We start from the raw sequence: 16,906 nt of genomic DNA, 5'->3' as shown, positions 1-16,906 counted from the left end.
TCAACGCATAGCGATGTCCTCAGGGAACATAATCCGGCTGTCGGAAGATCTCTAAAAGTGGATGATTCGTTTTGCAGGGATGCTTAAAGGAGGTGCTCATATCATTATATATAACTTGCCATAATAAAATGACACATGCCGTAATAAACGGCATGAAAAAATTAAACTAGTATCTTCTTAAAAACATTTCATGCTGTTCACCAGGATATTTTGGTGTAAGCAAAATATCATTTTCATCACCTAAATACTTATACTCTGTGGAAGAGAATATAAATTGAAAATTAAACTTTTGAGATAACTTCTTCAAATTAAAAATGAAATTATTGATATCTTCGTAATGTATCTCATGCTGTTTAGGCGTATCGAATATTGCAAACATGAACGATTTATTTTCTAATTCAAGCATGCTTTCAATTAATGCACTACGATAAGCAAGTATAGCTCTTACTTTTGTACTTCCTTTGAGTTGCTCTAAAGTTTCAAAACCTAGAACAGGGCTAAAATCTTGCTCAAATGATATATTAAAATCTATGTTTGGGGTTTTTAAAACTTTTAGCCAACTGATGTACTTTTCTCTCAATGTAGATTTAACCCGCGTTAGCCGTGGTATTGACTGTCTATTTTTACCTAACCCCTCCAGTTTATCTAGCGCATTTTCCCGCTTATTAAGCATTTCGACATACTTATCCTCCAAAATTGATATTTTATGTAACTCACTTTTTTCTAACTGTAATTTAAACAACATAGATGTTATTGAAGAAATTGCATCAATTACTGATGAGAGGTCCTCTTCTTCTATGATTCCATTTCTCATAGAGTTGAGGTCTTCGACAGTTTTATTAACATAAGCTATTTCTTGTGTGATTTGATCATATCGTCCTCCATCCAAATTCAAGCTTCTTTCAATATCCTTGATTTGATCTTTAAGATATAAGAGATGTTTTGCATAACTTTCCGAACTACGCGAAAACATTTTACAATCAAGAGACGGACATATTTCTTCAAAAGAACGAAATATTCTTTTAGCTTCTTCGTTAAGGTTTAACGTATTGATCTCTGTATTAATTTCTTTCATTATCTGAACTAATGAAGACTCTCTTCTAGCGATAAAACTCAGTTCTTCGTTTAAATCCCTCAAGTTTTCTTTTTGTCTTCTTATAATTTCATCAATGCTATGAAGGGAATCATTCTTCAATGACTTACTATTTTTCAATACTGAAAGTTCATTTTTTAGATCTATAATTGAATTATCGATAGATTCTATATCTTTATCTTTATTAGCCTCTTTAGCTATTTCAATATCTCTTCTTTGCATAGCTAACGAGTTATCTAGGTATTTAATTTCCTCCATTATATTAATGGATTTTTTCTTAACATCGAAGGAATGTTTTTCGGGCAAAAAGAATACAATTCTAAGCATTTCAGAGAATTGATCTTTTATAAAATTATTTGGTGAATAATAAAACTTTGAATATCCGAAATCCTGATCTAAATAAAAAATTGGTAAAATAGTTGCTAAATACGGGTATGATTGCTTATTTTGGGTTGTAAGAAGAGATGGATATGCTAGTGATAGCTTTTCTAGGATAGATTTAGAGTAATCCGCTTGATTATAAAACATTGATTTTTTGCTATTACATACTAATGATAAAATGAACTCAGTATGTTCAAAATCTCTTGTCGCCCTAAAATTATCATTTCCTATGGTAAAAGTAAGGGTGGCCGATTTGCATAGTTTATAAATATCCTCTCTGAACTTACATGGATACCCTAAGCAATAGGAGATAGATTGTAATAATGGAGTTTTGCCACATCCATTTGGGCCATAAAGCTCAGTTATATGCTCCCCAAAAATAAGCTCATCTGATTCAAGACCTGAAAAATCTCTTCCATTTATTTTGAGACTTAATAATTTCATAAAATTTCACCGTCCAATTTTGAATCAACGCAGTAATTCCTGTATGCTCTATCTATCAAGGCTAGATTATAAGACAAATCACTTTCATATATAAACACTTCGTCAATAACTTTCTTCCCCAATTTCGTAATGTTTAACTTGTTATTTCTTTCGTCTATTATAATTAGACATACTGACTCAAGGAAATTCAAAGCGGTAACGGTTCGTATCCTAAGATTTGCTGACCATCCTAATAATTGTGATGATCCTTTAAAACCTAGCATGACATCCTCTAAAAGTTTCCCTACCAAACCTCCAACTTCATTTACTCTTGGTTTCACTCTATTTTTAGATATTAAAAGTATTATCATGGCTATTAAAGGAAGTTGAAAAAGAGCTTCGTTATTAAGGCCAACACTTTCTTGTCTTTCAATATTTTTTATATCTATTCTAATATCTTTTTGAGATATACTATCGAAAAATTCATCGTAATTCATTTTGAACGCTCTACAAGTCTCGCAAAGAGGCTTCCAGTCAAAGCTTCTTTATCTAAAGAATTAAGTAAATTATTTTCAAATAACGAATCATGTAATTCATTAACAACCGATCTTAAGCCTGAGAGAAATAAAACACCATGCATAAATGTCAGCTTATCTAATGTTGAATTTATTTCACTATCTATAGTAATGTAATCTAAGTCAGAAATTACATGTCTGTTTTTTCTTAACCACTGATCCCATTTTATTTTACACCTTGCAAAAAAATCAATTTGACTTTCACTAGCTCCAGCCTTTCTTAACAATCTCTCAATCACAGATGCTGATTTCAATGCATGCTCATCCCCATTATAAAGAAACTCATAATAAGCATTTTTGGAGATACTCAGTACATCCAATAAATCATCTATGTCTATTCCAGACAGATCCTTAATATTGCCCCTTGAGCAATCGTTGATTTTTACGCTTGACTTATTATTAACAAGAGCTAAAAGAGAAAGTAATATCTCCTTAGCTTCAATATGTGATAAATCTATTTCGCTGTATTTAAAAATTTTTTCCTTTGCAAGAATCTCAAATGTTTCATGTTTGCTTTTTATATATTCAACATCGGTTTTAAATTTTAATTTCTTGAGGTTTTCTTTTATTTCTTCAATTTCGAGATTTTTCTTCCCGTCTCTGATAGAAATGAAGCAGTTATTAAACGAATCAATAATCAGTTTACAATGTACACTGGAAAACGCATCGGTTTTAATATCATCAATGACATTCTCAATATCTTCGTCAATATGGGTATTTGTAAGAAAAATGACTTCCTTACAGGTATCTTCAAAATTTATAGTGTGTTGTAATAGTTTACCGACAAAACTATCTCTAATCATCTCATCTGTTTGAGGGTTTTTTTTAGTTTTTCTTTTTAATATTCCAAATACTTCTCGAAGTTTCCATATTTCACGTAATTTCTCCTTAGTTTTGACTTGCACAAAGGTATAATGGATATCATTAGCGACAACTCTCTCGACCACAAAATCGTCGTGAAATTCACAAAACACACGTTTTACATCTTTACCTTCTAAAATTGATAAACACGCGATACTGGCCGCTCGAATTTGAGCGTTATATCGTTCTAATGTGTCTCTGCCTGCTTGTTCTCTCGGTTTAACCTCATGTAACTCAGCCATAACATTCCACATTGGTCCAAAAAAACATATAGATAATGTAAATGCTGAAATCATTTTTTGAAACAAAAAATTCAGAAAATCAATCACAAACATCTTAATTCAACACTGTTTTTTTATCCAGTTAAAAATGCAAATTATCCATGCTTCAAGATCTGTCAATTCATTTTATGCGAATGTCCGAACTTAATTTCACAGAAAAGGGAACTCTTAGACAATCCACTGTAGAGTTGATTTGGTTGAATTAGCCTTACTCCGTACGTTGAATGTGGTTAAGCGCATGATCAAAATGGGGTCACTTTGGTGGTCTTGACAACTCGAGAATTATGGATCACTATTTTTATCAGCCAGTTACTGGCGAAGGCGATCCCAGTCAGAGGAGCCATATTAAAGACGCCCGCTTAAGGAAACTTAAGCGGGCGTTTTGCTTTTGGAGATTGGGTGAACGGCGGCTAAGGGTGGCAGCAGACCTTATATTTTGAGCAGCATTCAATAGGTCTAGCGCAACAGCACTTTGCCTATCAGATAGGTTGTTGCCTGTCCGCCGATGTAAACGCGATTGCCCACTAGCTGGCAGCGTAAATCCCCGCCACGCTCTAATCCCTGATGCGCCAACATCTGCGTTTTATTCAGTTTTTCAGCCCAGTAAGGAATGAGCATGCTATGCGCCGAACCTGTAACAGGGTCTTCCGCTACGGCTTCGCCTGGGCAGAAGAAACGGCTAACAAAATCGTATTCACCGTCACCTGCAGCCGTTATACACACCATTTTTCCCAGGGGAAGCATGCCATTGATATTCGGGCGTACAGTTTCGACCTGCTGCCGATTCTCCATTACTACCAGGTAATCACGCGCCACGCGCACTTCTTTACATTCTGTGATGCCCAACGTTTCCAGCAATAATGCCGGTGGCATGACAGGCTTGGTTTCCCATGCAGGAAAATCGAGCGTCAGCCATTTATCGTTGCGTACCACCGTCAGCGGGCCAACAAATCGGGTAGCAAAATGAATAGTCGAACCTGGGTAATCAAGATGTTCAAAGATAACGTGCGCAGCTGCCAGTGTGGCATGCCCACACAGATTTATTTCAGCCAGGGAGGTAAACCATCGCAACTCAAAGCCAGTATCATTTGCGACAAAGAATGCTGTTTCTGACTGGTTATGCTGCTGGGCCATTTTCAATAATGTCTCATCAGGCAACCATTCTGTTAACGGACATACCGCTGCGGCATTACCGCCAAAAGTCGTGTTGCTAAAGGCATCTATCATGTAAAAATCAATTTGTTGCATGGCGTAAATCTCTAATCGATCTTCGGGCAGCCCACACTCTACCACGCCACGACAACATGCAATTTCGTATTTTTCATGTATCCACATCCCCCCGAAAAAATGAAGATAGCGTCTAACTAACACTGAATACGGTATAGCGTTTTCTTGCGATATGAAGGCATCTGCTTAATGCCCTGAATAGCCGCCCCTCCAACCCGCTCGTACCACTCCCTATTCCTAAATCAACAGCCGCACCCGATCATAAATCAGTCGGTCCTCCTGTCGTGCGGAGCGGGCGTGCTGGCGCAGAGTGCGAATCAGGTTATCAATCAGCGCATGGGCGGCGGTGCTGAGAATGCTGTTGCGACGAGTCACGATATTCAGCCGTGCCGGATCGCAACTTTCCCGCAGCACCAACGGCTGCAAGCGCCCGGCAAACTGCGGCAGGCCGACCAACGGCGCCGGACACCAGGTACACATGTCCGCCGACTCTACCATCGCCTGCAGCATACCCAGGGAATGCGCATGAATAATACGATTCGGATCGAGGTGAGCGCCGTGTTGGCTGAACAGTTGATGAATTAAATCGTCATGATTTTCCGGTGTGTAGTTCAGCACCCAATCCTGCTCCAGCAACTGGTGAATCGAGGTGCTTTGGCTCAACGAATGCCCCTGCCGCACCATCACCGCCGTTTCATAATCGAGCAAGGGTTCACAATGAAACTCCTGCGGTGCCATCGAAACCGGAAGCGGCGTGATGGCAAAATCCATCGTGCCCTCACGCAATTGTGATTGCGCGTTGGCCATCAGGCTTTCAAACAGTTCCAGTTTCACCTTGGGCATCTTTTTGCGAAAGGCCAACACCGCCGTCGGCAACACCGTCAACATCAACCACGGCGTAATGGCCGCTTTCACCTGCTCTTGCGCTAACCCGCGTAACCCCGCCATTTCATTATTAGCCTGTTCCAGCTGATTCAGCACCAACCGGGCATGTGCCAACAGCGTTTTCCCGTACGGCGTAAACCCCAGCCCGCTCGGAGAGCGAAGCAGCAACGGCAGTTCCTGTTGTTGCTCCAGTTCACGCAAAGCGCGCGTAACCGCTGCCTGTGAAAGCCCCAATTGCCTCGCGGCGGCGCGGATACTGCCGCCGTCAGCGCTGGCCACCAATGCCTGTAACTGATGCAGTTTCATGACGCCCCCATGACAATCTATTGTTGTCAGCATAACCGAACGGCGGCTCCCCGACCAACGGGTTGTTTGCTAGTGTCGGGAGTATCTTGTTTTCCGCTTATCGAACGTCTGAAATCGAATATTCAATCAGGATACCGCGATGAATAATCCGCTTGTCTTACCTGAAATAGCGGCAGTTAAGCATGAAATGGTCGCTATCCGCCGCCATATTCATGCTCACCCCGAATTGGGGTTCAACGAGTTTGCCACCGGCGAGTTGGTCGCAAAACTGCTGTCCAACTGGGGCTATCAGGTTACACGGGAATTGGGGCAAACAGGCGTTGTCGCCACCTTGCGGCGAGGCTCGGGAAAATCACTGGGTTTGCGTGCCGATATGGATGCATTGCCGATTGAAGAAACCAGCGGATTAAGCTACACCAGCACCCACCGCGGCGTGATGCATGCCTGCGGTCATGATGGCCACACCACTATGCTGCTGGCAGCGGCGCGTTATCTGGCGCAACACTCTGATTTTACCGGGACTCTGCATCTGATTTTTCAGCCGGCGGAAGAAGGCGGCGGCGGCGCCAGAGTGATGATTGAAGACGGCTTGTTCGAACGTTTTCCCTGTGATGCGGTGTTCGCCATGCACAACGTACCCGGCTTTCCGGTCGGCCAGTTGGGCTTTGCCAGCGGCGCTTTCATGTGTTCGGCCGATACGGTCAATATTACCCTGCACGGTCATGGCGGCCACGGCGCGGTGCCGCAGCACACGGTCGATCCGGTGGTGGTTTGTGCCGCTATTGTGATGAGTCTGCAAACCATCGTCTCGAGAAATATCGATCCGCAGGAAACGGCAATTGTGACGGTTGGCGCGATCCAGGCAGGCCGTGCCGCCAACGTGATCCCTGCCACAGCAACCATGACGCTAAGCGTACGCGCACTGGATGCGGGCGTTCGCCAACGGCTGGAAAACCGCATTACGGCGCTGGTAGAAGCGCAAGCCGCCAGTTTTGGTGCTCGGGCGGACATTGATTACCAACAGGGTTATCCGGTTTTGGTAAATCACATGGCGGAAACTGAGCTGGCACGCACAGTCGCATTGGACTGGGCGGGTGAACAGCAGTTGATCCCGTCTCTGCGCCCCTTTACCGCCAGCGAAGACTTCGCATTTATGTTGGAAAAATGCCCCGGCAGCTATATCTCGATCGGCAATGGGGATAGTACGCCCGGCAATTCGCTACATAACGCCGGTTACGATTTTAACGACGAGTGCCTGCCGATTGGCGCCACTTACTGGGTCAAGCTGGTTGAGCGCTTTTTGGCTTAATCCCTTTTGCACACCATTACGCCGAGGAACATAAAATGAAAACAAAGATTAGCCTGGTTCTCCTGCTGCCGCTGGCGTTCAGTTTCGCCGTTTCTGCTGGGGAATTCAGCGGAAAAGTAATTAAACTCGGCGTGGATCCGACCTATCCACCGCTGGAATTTAAAACGCCACAGGGGGCGTTGACCGGATTTGGGGTCGATATTGCACAGGCAATGTGCGATCAAATGCAGGCCAAATGCGTTTGGGTTGAGAGCAGTTGGGATGGAATGATCCCGGGGTTGCTGGCGAAAAAATTTGATGCGATTGCCTCGTCGATGACCATTACGCCGCAGCGCCAGGCGCAGATCGCCTTCTCGGACAAGGTGTCTAATGCGCCTGCACGATTAGTGGCCCGTAAAGGCAGCAACCTGCAACCCACGGCGGCTTCGCTGAAAGGTAAATCCATTGGCGTGCAGCAGGGATCCAGTCAGGAAACTTATGCCAACGCCCTGTGGCGGCCGGCCGGCGTTAACGTGGTGTCCTACCAGAGCCAGCAGGAAGCCAATGAGGATTTGATCAACGGCCGCTTAGATGCTTCGTTGCTGGCCAGCGTCAGTGCCAGTGAGTTTTTCCACACCCCAGCAGGAAAAGACTTTGCCTTTATCGGTGCCGAACTCAGTGACAGCAAATATTTCGGTATCGGTGACGGCATTGGGCTGCGTAAAGAGGATATCGCCCTGCGTAACGCGTTCAATGCTGCGCTGCAGGCGATCATCGCCAACGGTACCTACAAGAAGGTGAACGATAAATACTTTGATTTTGACGTGTACGGCGCAGGCCACTAAAGGGGCTGGACTGGGGATACAGGGAAAACAATAAAAGGGCCAGGCGAATGCCTGACCCGATAAAAACGGTTACTTCACTTCGCCCATAGCCTTCAGCTTTTTGGACAGTTCGCGGCGTTCTTTGGACAAATCGGCATTTTTGATGATGTAATCATCAACGCGATCTTCATAGTCGCTGCGCATATTGGCAATGATGCCCTGAACGTCTTCAATGCTCATGCCCGGCTTGATGTACTCGCTCAGGTTATCGAGCAGCAGCACGCGTTTTTGGTTATCACGAACTTTCTTCTCGTTGTCGACAATTTCACGCTGCAGCTTATTTTTACGTCGGAACATACGCACAAACTCCAGAACGTCCTGGAAACTCGGCTTATTTGCATTATCCATCTTCATACCCTTGCTTTAGTAATACACAGATTCATTTGCTTACGGCCACAATGGTACCAAGATACAGGTTTGTGGCGGTCAGGCACAACACTCATCGCCCTATCTTACTCACTTTGGCGTCATGACAAAAACCCGAAGCGCCCGCTTCATGATCTGACCCCCTATTCACGCCCGCTGGCGGTACACACCTTGAGCAGATCGCCCAGTTCCTCCAACTGCTGCGTCAGTTCCATGCTCAACCATACGTAGCCATAAATTGGCGCTTCGCCGTGCTGACTGAAGCTGGCCTCCTGCATCAGGGTTTTCAATTCGGCGGCAATTTCGCTCAGTTGCCCCGCTTCTGCCGACAACTGTGTCTGCGGGCCGTCACGCATCGTTACTGCCAGCGACTGCAACGAATTCAGCGTTAGCAGTTGCGCACTGCGCAGCGTTTTGGCATTCAGCATAATAAAGTGGGTTTCGCGCGAGGCCCAATAAGCGTCGGCCAGCAATTCCAGCGTACAAACCAGGTTGCGGCTCAGCGTCTGCACCGCCTCGAAAACCGCTTTGGGGATGTGGGTCTCTTTGCTGCTGGGGACAATCAGGCCGCGTAATTTAACGACCTTATTGAGCAGGTCTTTCAGCTGTGGCTCCAGCCGCGGCCGTTCTATCATATTTGGTGACAGGTACGCGCCGTAGATCTTGCTGACGTTTTCCAGGCAATCCGCCATCTCCATACGCCACAAAATATAAGCACGTTGCGGATAAATGCTGGTGAACAGCAAAGCCAACAGCGAACCAAAAATTACGTCACCGCTGCGCCACAGTGCGGTATGCATATCACCGGCCCCCGCACCGCAAACCACCGCCAGCGTGATCCCCACCAGCAGCGCCATGTAGGGCCGCTTACCGAGCGTCAGATAGCCACAGAAAAACATCACCACCCCGCACCACACCAGCATCAGCGGCAATGAGTAAAGCTCGAGATACAGGGCAATCAGCCCCGAGGCGGCGCCAAATACCGTACCTGCGATACGCTGCAACGCCCGTTGCAGCACATTGCCCCAGAACGAGATCGGTCCCATCACCACCACCAGCGTAATCAGTGGCCAGGTGCCTTCCGGCACTTCGAGCAGGCGGATCAGCATAAAGGTCAGGATAAACGCCAGCCCAATGCGCACGCCGTGCACAATGCGGTAATGGCGATAGGTCAGACGTTCGAACGAGGATATTTTTCTGTCGAGGCGCACGATGCATCCCGTTATCAGTGGCGAGAAAGAGCATCAGTTTAGCGGAGGAAAGGGTTGGGAGAAAAGGCGGATAAGGCGTCCCTCATCCGCGCTCAAGCCTTAAGCGGCATATTTATCCACCAGCGCGCGTAAAATGGCGGCGGTTTCGGCATCCATCACACCGTCATATTTGCGCTGGCGGAAATGCAGTTGGAAGGCGCGAACCAGCTGGCGGTAACCCTCTGCATTGGTCACCGCCGAGGTGTCGTATCCATACCTGGCAAATAGCGCCAGTAAATCTTGCTGTGTAGGTACCCCCTGGCATTGATACTCATGCTGATAACGCTGCTTCACCGCGTCGTCATACCATGCACCGACACCGGCCTGGTACAGCTGATACCAAGGAAATTGCGGGCCGGGATCGCTTTTGCGGCCGGGAGCAATATCGGAATGTGCCACTACGTTAACCGGCGTGATATCCGGATAGCGCTGCAAAATATTTTGCGTCAATTGAGTTACCGCCGCGATCTGCTGCGGGTTAAAAGGTGGGAAAGTGATGTCTTCGCCATCTCCGCTCGCCAGATTGACGATCTCAATGCCAATCGCGGTATCGTTGAGGTTCGAACGATTGCCCCACTGGCTGGTGCCGGCATGCCAGGCCCGCTCGACTTCATCGACCAGATTGAAAATCCTTACGCCGCTAAAGCCTGCCGCCTTATAGGTTGGATCTTCGGGATCCGGCACCAGATAATGAGCGCTGACCGACTTGCCGGTCAATGACTGCACCGAATCGGCAAAATTCTGCGCGGTATAGTGCAGCACCAAAAAGCGCACCCGGTGGCCGAAGCTGGCTACCGAACGGTAGCTGTTGTAATCCATACTGAACATCGTAGATTCCTTGTGGGTTAAACACGTGTGATCCAACCACTGTAAAGGGCAAGAGTATTCGCCCCGATTCATACTGGCGCAACTTGCAGCGCCCTACAATTCCTTCATGGACCTTGTCCACTCGTCAATTTTTAGCTAATTGCTAAATTTAAAGCAAGCTAAATTTAGCAAAAACGATATTTACCTTTTTGCTAAAGAATGCGATCATCCGGCCATGGAAACCAAAGAAATAAGACGCAATAATTTGCGCGAGCTGATGGCCAGCTACGCCCGGCAGGGTATCAACCAGAATGATTTTGCGGTGCTGGTTGAGTCCTCTTCGCCCACGTTGAGCCAAATCAGCGGTGAAAAGTCCTCCCGCAACCTGGGCGATAATCTCGCCAGGCGGATCGAGGCCAAACTGAACCTGCCCAAGGGCTGGTTCGACGTGTTCCATGAAAAAGAATTGGTTCGCCCGTTCGATAACGTGGCGGCAGAGTCGGATTTTCAACCTGCCCGCCTCAAGCCGGTGGTGTGGGAAGATACCGAACAGGACAAGGAAGAGTTTGTGGAAATCCCCCTGCTGGATATCAATTTTTCTGCCGGCGATGGCTGTTATGAAATTGTCGATCGTGAAGAGTTTTCGCTGATTTTCCGCCGCTACTATCTGCACAAGATGGGGGTGGCGGTGAATGCCGCGCGGATCATCCGCATTTCAGGATCCAGCATGGAGCCCCGGCTGCAAGACGGCGACGTAGTGGGGATCAATACCGATGATACTCGCATCCGCGAAGGGAAAACCTACGCGATTCGCCACGGTAACCTGCTGCGGGTAAAAGTGCTGATCGAACAGCCCGACGGTGGCGTCACCATTCGTTCATTGAACCGGGAAGAATACCAGGACGAACACCTGAGCTACCCGCAGCGCAAAGACCAACTGGTGGTGCTGGGGCGCGTTTTCTGGTCGTCTTCGTCCTGGTAATGCGAGGATGCAGCAGGCGCCGCTAACCGGCGCCGTGCTGTTATTTGAAATCCACCACCATCTGCTGCTGAATGGACAGGCCCCGGGTCGACTGCACGCAACAGGCGATGTAGTCGGTAAAACGCGGCGGTTTCGGCATGCCCAGCTTAAGGATTTTGTCATTGCTGAACCGCACGTTGAGCATGGCAAAAGATCCATACAGGCGCATCGCTTTCAGCATCAGGCGTTCATTACATGGCCCGAAAATATCTTTGAGCTGCTTGCGCATTTTCAACAGGGCTTCATAACTGACCTGCGCATAGTGATCGCCGAGCGGAGGCTTCTCCAACGCAGCGGCAATGGCGCGATCAATGTCCGCGAAGCTAACGCTGCTCTCTTCACCGGCGGAGATATGATAAACGTCGTTATCCAGCGTCTCGCTGTTCAACAGCATCACCATCGCATCAGCACAGTAATCAACCGGGATCACATCGATATTGTCCTGCAGCGAGCACATAAACTTACGCAGCATCAGCGCCATGCTGAACACCCAGAAAATACTGCTGGAAGGCTGACAGCCCAGGCGAGTATGCCCTACCACGATCGAAGGACGAGCAATCACCAGCGGTAGCTGCGGGCAATGTTGACGCATGAGCTGCTCAATGGTGGATTTGGAACGGGTATATTCCACCAAATGCTCGGCCGTTTCTTCAAATTCACCGCTTTCCGCTACCAGTGAACCGGGTTCCGGCGCGCAGGACATTGCCGTCCCCACATGCAGGAAACGTTTTAATCCAGACACCTGCGCCATTCTTTTGGCGAATGCCAAAGTGCCTTCCACGTTAACCTTCCAAATAAGGGGGTTATTACCGAAAGAGGCTACGGCGGCACAATTAATAACGTGCGTTACATTGTTAATCCTTGTGTCTGCTAAAAAGTCAGCTGGCTCACTCAGATCCCCCAACAATATATTTTCTATCGTGATTTTAGAAAATAGTTCGGCTTCAATATTAAACTTCTCCATATTCATCCGAATACGGTCTAGCCCCTGCTGTGCATTATCAGCCCGCACTAACAGAAGATAGTTAATCGCCTGATTTTCTTTCAGTAATTTCTCAAGCACTGCACCACCGAGAAAGCCGGTAGCGCCGGTTAACAGCAGAGTTTTCATAATGTGCACCCACATTGGTATTGAATGCTGCTGATTGTATGTGGGGATAATTAAACGGATATTAAATAAAACTCAGTGGCACAAACTTATCTTTTCTTAATATTATCTTAAGGAATGTTTTGAAACATGGCTGCGGCATTTGGTAACACATTAATAAGAAAACAACCATAATAAACACCGCCGTTGACAAAGCATTGATATAAACTCTGATTTAATTCTCTGGTAAATGTTATTCCCTTTTATCATCCGGAGTTTTTTATGAGCTATAACCAAAAAGTCTGGTTGGGCGTCCTGGTCCTGTGCAGCCTTTTCTGGCTGGCGGTGATTGGTGGTGTGTTATCGGCCCATAAAGCCTTTGATCGCGCACAAATGCAAAATCAGCAGGAATATACGGCCAAATACTCTCAGCATTATCAGGGGACTGCGGCATCAGGCCAGCCTCTGCAGGCACGCTCACACACTTCATGAGCCTCCCCCCTGAATGGGGTAGGGACAAGTCAGGTTAACGATCCTATGATGCCCTTACAATCACAGGGAGAATCATATGGGGCGAAAGCTGGATAGCTTACCGCAAGCAGAACGTGAAAAGATTGAAGCCGATTTACTCGCTCTCAGCGTTATTTATAACGAACGTTATGGCATCAGCACCAACAACAACGGTGCCAGTGCCGAAGAACAAGTGCCCGATTATTTACGCCCCTACTTTCGTCTGCGCCTGAACTACTATCGCAATGCGTAATCCCGCGCATTTCGGCGATTAACGCTAACGACTGCTTGGCATCGCACATCTCGCCGTTACAATAGAGCAATATTCCCTACGCCACCTGAGAGATGCGAATTTGAGCAGCAAGGCACCGGCCACATTTTATATTCACGATTATGAGACCTTCGGCAAAAGTCCCTCCCTGGACCGCCCGGCGCAGTTTGCCGGTGTGCGTACCGATATGGATTTCAACATTATCGAAGAGCCGTTGGTCATCTACTGCACCCCGGCCGATGACTACTTGCCCGATCCTGAAGCGGTGATGATCACCGGTATCACGCCGCAACTGGCGCTGGCCAAAGGCGTCAACGAGGCCGAATTTGCACGCCAGATCCATCAGGCGTTCAGCGTGCCTGGCACCTGCATTCTCGGTTACAACAATATCCGCTTCGATGACGAAGTCAGCCGTAATATTTTCTACCGCAGCTTCTACGATCCCTACGCCTACAGCTGGCAGAACGGTAATTCGCGTTGGGATCTGCTCGATGTGATGCGCGCCTGCTATGCGCTGCGCCCGGACGGCATCGTGTGGCCAGAAAACGAAGATGGCTTCCCCAGTTTCCGGCTGGAACACCTGACTCGTGCCAACGGCGTCGAGCATGAGCATGCCCATGACGCCATGTCGGACGTTTACGCCACTATCGCCATGGCCAAACTGGTCAAGCAGGCACAACCACGACTGTTTGATTTCCTGCTGCAACACCGCAATAAGCATAAGCTGAACGCCCTGATCGACATCGCAGAGATGACGCCATTGGTGCACGTTTCCGGCATGTTCGGCGCCGCGCGCGGCAACACCAGTTGGGTATCGCCGCTGGCCTGGCACCCGGACAACAAAAACGCCGTCATCATGTGCGATTTAGCCGGTGACATGACGCCATTACTGACGTTGAGCGCCGATGAACTGCGCGAACGGCTGTATACCCGCCGGGAAGATCTGGCACCCGGACAATCGCCGGTACCGATCAAACTGGTGCATATCAACAAGTGCCCGGTATTGGCGCCGGCCAAGACCTTGTTGCCGGAAAACGCCGAGCGACTGGGGATCGACCGTCAGGCCTGCCTGCAAAACTTGCAGTTGCTGCGCCAGCATCCGGAGGTGCGCGAAAAAGTGGTGGCGTTGTTCGCCGAAGCCGAACCTTTCAAAGGCTCTGACGACGTCGACGCCCGGCTGTATGACGGTTTCTTCAGCGATGCCGACAAGGCTGCGATGAAAATCATCCAGCAAACCAAGCCGCAGAACCTGCCGGCACTGGATCTGACTTTCAGCGATGGGCGCATGAAGGAGCTGTTGTTCCGTTTTCGTGCCCGCAACTACCCCAATACGCTGGACGACGCCGAGCAACGCCGCTGGTTACAGCACCGCCAGGAAGTATTAAGCGCCGAGCGAGTGCAGAGCTACGTGCTGCAACTGGAGTCGTTGTATAACCTGCATGAAGGCGATAAAGAAAAGACCGCGCTGTTGAAAGCGCTGTTTGAATACGGCAAAGAGTTGGTGGGGTAACAAAAACAATAAAGGGCGCCAAGGCGCCCTTTTTAATGCTTAGCGATAAAAGCTTAAGCCACGTCTTCGCTAGCCTGCGGTACCGGCAGACGGAAGCTGCGCGTCACGAAGGCCAGATAAATCAGACCAATCGCCGCCCATACCAGACCCAACGTCATTGAGCTGGCTTCCAGATTGATCCACAGTGCGCCAACAGTTAGCGCCCCTAATACCGGCAGGATCAGGTAGTTGAAGGTATCTTTAACGGTACGGTTCAACTTGTCGCGGATATAGAACTGCGAGATAACCGACAGGTTCACGAAGGTGAACGCCACCAGCGCACCGAAATTAATCAACGCCGTCGCCGTTACCAGGTCAAACGACACCGCAGACAGCGCAATCACGCCAACCAACAGCACGTTCAGCGCTGGAGTACGCCATTTCGGATGCACATAACCAAAGAAGCGCTCCGGGAATACGCCGTCACGGCCCATCACGTACATCAGGCGTGAAACACCGGCGTGCGACGCCATGCCTGAAGCCAGTACGGTTACGCAGGAGAACACCAGGATCACCGACTGGAAGAACTTACCGGCCACGTACAGCATGATTTCCGGCTGGGACGCATCAGGATCTTTGAAGCGCGAGATGTCCGGGAAGTACAGCTGCACGAAGTAAGACACCACGATAAAGATGATGCCGCCGATCAATGCCGTCAGGAAGATAGCTTTCGGGATCACATTCTCTGCATCTTTGGTTTCCTCAGACAGCGAACTGATACCGTCAAAACCGAGGAACGAGAAGCACAAAATGGTCGCGCCGGTAATCATCGGCACCACGTGCGCATTCTCAGACCAGAACGGGCGGCTGCTGATCAGCGTGCCTGCACCTTCGCCATGCGAAATGCCATTCACCACCAGGAACAGGAACACGATCATGATCGCCACCTGCACCACCACGATAATGGAGTTCAGGTTTGCTACCAGCTTAATGCCGCGCAGGTTGAAAATCGTCATCAGCCCAACCAGCGCTGCCACGAAGATCCACGAAGGCACACCCGGGAAGATGGCTTCCAGGTAAATTTTTGCCAGCAGAATGTTGATCATCGGCATGAACAGGTAGTCCAGCAGTGATGACCAGCCCACCATAAAGCCGACGTGCGGGCTGATGGCCTTCTGGGCATAGGTATAAGCAGAACCGGCGGACGGGAATTTCCGTACCAGTTTGCCGTAGCTCAATGCGGTAAACAGAACCGCCAGCAGAGCAAAGGCGTACGCCGTCGCGACGTGACCATCGGTCAGGCCGGAAACGATGCCAAAGGTATCGAAGATGGTCATTGGCTGCAGGTAAGCCAGGCCCATCATCACTACCGGAACTAAAGTCAGGGTTTTACGCAGCTGTGCGCGTTGAGCCGGTGCGGCGCTGATGATGTTATCGGACATTGCGCAGCCCCCCCTTACCTTCTGCCTTGCGGAATATAGACACGCCAAGACTTAAGGTTGCGGGGAAACTTCGCAACTTGCGACTGAATTCAAAAAGAAGGGGATTGGAAGCTGGATAACGAGTCAAGGCTGCCTTGGCTGCTCCATAATCGCTGCGACCGCAGCGGAAACCGGCGGGCACCGGTGCTAAAGTGAAAAATTGCCCCATCTTTCTTATCCTCATGAGTCACGACCATAAAGTTTTGTTTGATCGCGCACGAAACTATTTATCTATCCGGATCGGTGTCCGGCCTCGCTTGGTGTATGAAACGCACAGTTTGTAGAACATAAATGCAAAAAAAATAACCGACGCGTTAAAACGTCGGCTATCTGCATTAGGGATATTTTGCACCAAAAACCCTCCTGATGACAAGATCAGGAAGGCTTCTTAAACAAATTCTTTTCGCGATCGTTCGGAAA

The 16,906-nt window shown here is 48.2% G+C and carries 16 protein-coding genes; 6 read left to right on the top strand and 10 right to left on the bottom strand.

Annotated elements, in window-relative coordinates:
• Nucleotides 1–166 precede the first annotated feature (166 nt).
• From ACMGG1_RS07170 to ACMGG1_RS07150, 5 genes are all read right to left on the bottom strand, one after another.
• Nucleotides 167–1,918 (bottom strand): hypothetical protein, encoded by a 1,752-nt coding sequence (locus tag ACMGG1_RS07170; RefSeq protein WP_414161255.1) that lies wholly within the window; start codon nt 1,916–1,918, stop codon nt 167–169.
• Nucleotides 1,915–2,394 (bottom strand): hypothetical protein, encoded by a 480-nt coding sequence (locus tag ACMGG1_RS07165; protein ID WP_039356835.1) that lies wholly within the window; start codon nt 2,392–2,394, stop codon nt 1,915–1,917. The genes ACMGG1_RS07170 and ACMGG1_RS07165 overlap by 4 nt, the downstream gene beginning before the upstream one ends.
• Nucleotides 2,391–3,668 (bottom strand): dsDNA nuclease domain-containing protein, encoded by a 1,278-nt coding sequence (locus ACMGG1_RS07160; protein ID WP_227505318.1) that lies wholly within the window; start codon nt 3,666–3,668, stop codon nt 2,391–2,393. The genes ACMGG1_RS07165 and ACMGG1_RS07160 overlap by 4 nt, the downstream gene beginning before the upstream one ends.
• A gap of 402 nt (nt 3,669–4,070) precedes the next feature.
• Complete coding sequence (locus ACMGG1_RS07155) at nt 4,071–4,862, bottom strand: PhzF family phenazine biosynthesis protein (protein WP_261102683.1); 792 nt, start codon at nt 4,860–4,862, stop codon at nt 4,071–4,073.
• A gap of 216 nt (nt 4,863–5,078) precedes the next feature.
• Nucleotides 5,079–6,032 (bottom strand): LysR family transcriptional regulator, encoded by a 954-nt coding sequence (locus tag ACMGG1_RS07150; protein WP_020827734.1) that lies wholly within the window; start codon nt 6,030–6,032, stop codon nt 5,079–5,081.
• 139 nt (nt 6,033–6,171) lie between these two features.
• On the opposite strand from ACMGG1_RS07150, the gene ACMGG1_RS07145 reads away from it, so the two are divergent.
• Together ACMGG1_RS07145 and ACMGG1_RS07140 are read left to right on the top strand one after the other, a co-directional pair.
• The gene (locus ACMGG1_RS07145) at nt 6,172–7,341 is read left to right on the top strand and encodes a M20 aminoacylase family protein (RefSeq protein WP_142814842.1); all 1,170 of its coding nucleotides are present in this window, start codon (nt 6,172–6,174) and stop codon (nt 7,339–7,341) included.
• Nucleotides 7,342–7,376: 35 nt separating this feature from the next.
• Nucleotides 7,377–8,165, top strand: a complete 789-nt coding sequence (locus ACMGG1_RS07140) for an ABC transporter substrate-binding protein (RefSeq protein WP_130016492.1) — start codon at nt 7,377–7,379, stop codon at nt 8,163–8,165.
• Between the two features lie 69 nt (nt 8,166–8,234).
• Here ACMGG1_RS07140 and tmaR read toward each other — a convergent pair whose 3' ends face one another.
• The 3 genes from tmaR to ACMGG1_RS07125 all read right to left on the bottom strand — a co-directional run bounded on the left by tmaR (nt 8,235) and on the right by ACMGG1_RS07125 (nt 10,648).
• Entirely contained in the window at nt 8,235–8,552 is a 318-nt protein-coding gene (gene tmaR, locus ACMGG1_RS07135) for a PTS system regulator TmaR (protein WP_020827737.1), read from the bottom strand.
• Between the two features lie 161 nt (nt 8,553–8,713).
• Nucleotides 8,714–9,781, bottom strand: coding sequence for an FUSC family protein (locus ACMGG1_RS07130; RefSeq protein ID WP_020827738.1), 1,068 nt, complete (start codon nt 9,779–9,781; stop codon nt 8,714–8,716).
• Nucleotides 9,782–9,880: 99 nt separating this feature from the next.
• A complete protein-coding gene (locus tag ACMGG1_RS07125; protein ID WP_262243980.1) occupies nt 9,881–10,648 on the bottom strand; it encodes an N-acetylmuramoyl-L-alanine amidase in 768 nt (255 codons plus the stop codon).
• 214 nt (nt 10,649–10,862) lie between these two features.
• Here ACMGG1_RS07125 and ACMGG1_RS07120 point away from each other — a divergent pair, with 214 nt between their 5' ends.
• The gene (locus ACMGG1_RS07120; RefSeq protein ID WP_020827740.1) at nt 10,863–11,609 is read left to right on the top strand and encodes a helix-turn-helix transcriptional regulator; all 747 of its coding nucleotides are present in this window, start codon (nt 10,863–10,865) and stop codon (nt 11,607–11,609) included.
• 40 nt (nt 11,610–11,649) lie between these two features.
• Here the strand turns inward: ACMGG1_RS07120 and ACMGG1_RS07115 are convergent, their stop codons facing one another.
• Nucleotides 11,650–12,759 (bottom strand): SDR family oxidoreductase, encoded by a 1,110-nt coding sequence (locus ACMGG1_RS07115; RefSeq protein ID WP_046375008.1) that lies wholly within the window; start codon nt 12,757–12,759, stop codon nt 11,650–11,652.
• Between the two features lie 258 nt (nt 12,760–13,017).
• On the opposite strand from ACMGG1_RS07115, the gene ACMGG1_RS07110 reads away from it, so the two are divergent.
• The 3 genes from ACMGG1_RS07110 (at nt 13,018) to sbcB (ending at nt 15,026) form a co-directional block, all read left to right on the top strand.
• Nucleotides 13,018–13,227, top strand: coding sequence for a hypothetical protein (locus ACMGG1_RS07110; protein WP_122079862.1), 210 nt, complete (start codon nt 13,018–13,020; stop codon nt 13,225–13,227).
• 76 nt (nt 13,228–13,303) lie between these two features.
• A complete protein-coding gene (locus ACMGG1_RS07105) occupies nt 13,304–13,498 on the top strand; it encodes a DNA polymerase III subunit theta (RefSeq protein ID WP_046373098.1) in 195 nt (64 codons plus the stop codon).
• 100 nt (nt 13,499–13,598) lie between these two features.
• Nucleotides 13,599–15,026 (top strand): exodeoxyribonuclease I, encoded by a 1,428-nt coding sequence (gene sbcB / locus ACMGG1_RS07100; protein WP_142814840.1) that lies wholly within the window; start codon nt 13,599–13,601, stop codon nt 15,024–15,026.
• A gap of 53 nt (nt 15,027–15,079) precedes the next feature.
• On the opposite strand, the gene ACMGG1_RS07095 is transcribed toward sbcB, so the two are convergent.
• On the bottom strand, nt 15,080–16,447 hold the full coding sequence (locus ACMGG1_RS07095) for an APC family permease (protein ID WP_020827745.1): 1,368 nt from the start codon (nt 16,445–16,447) through the stop codon (nt 15,080–15,082).
• Between the last annotated feature and the right edge of the window lie 459 nt (nt 16,448–16,906).

The sequence above is a fragment of the Serratia sp. BNK-12 genome (assembly GCF_047456085.1).
Classification (GTDB): domain Bacteria; phylum Pseudomonadota; class Gammaproteobacteria; order Enterobacterales; family Enterobacteriaceae; genus Serratia; species Serratia liquefaciens.
This window is presented reverse-complemented; position numbering and strand designations above follow the sequence as displayed.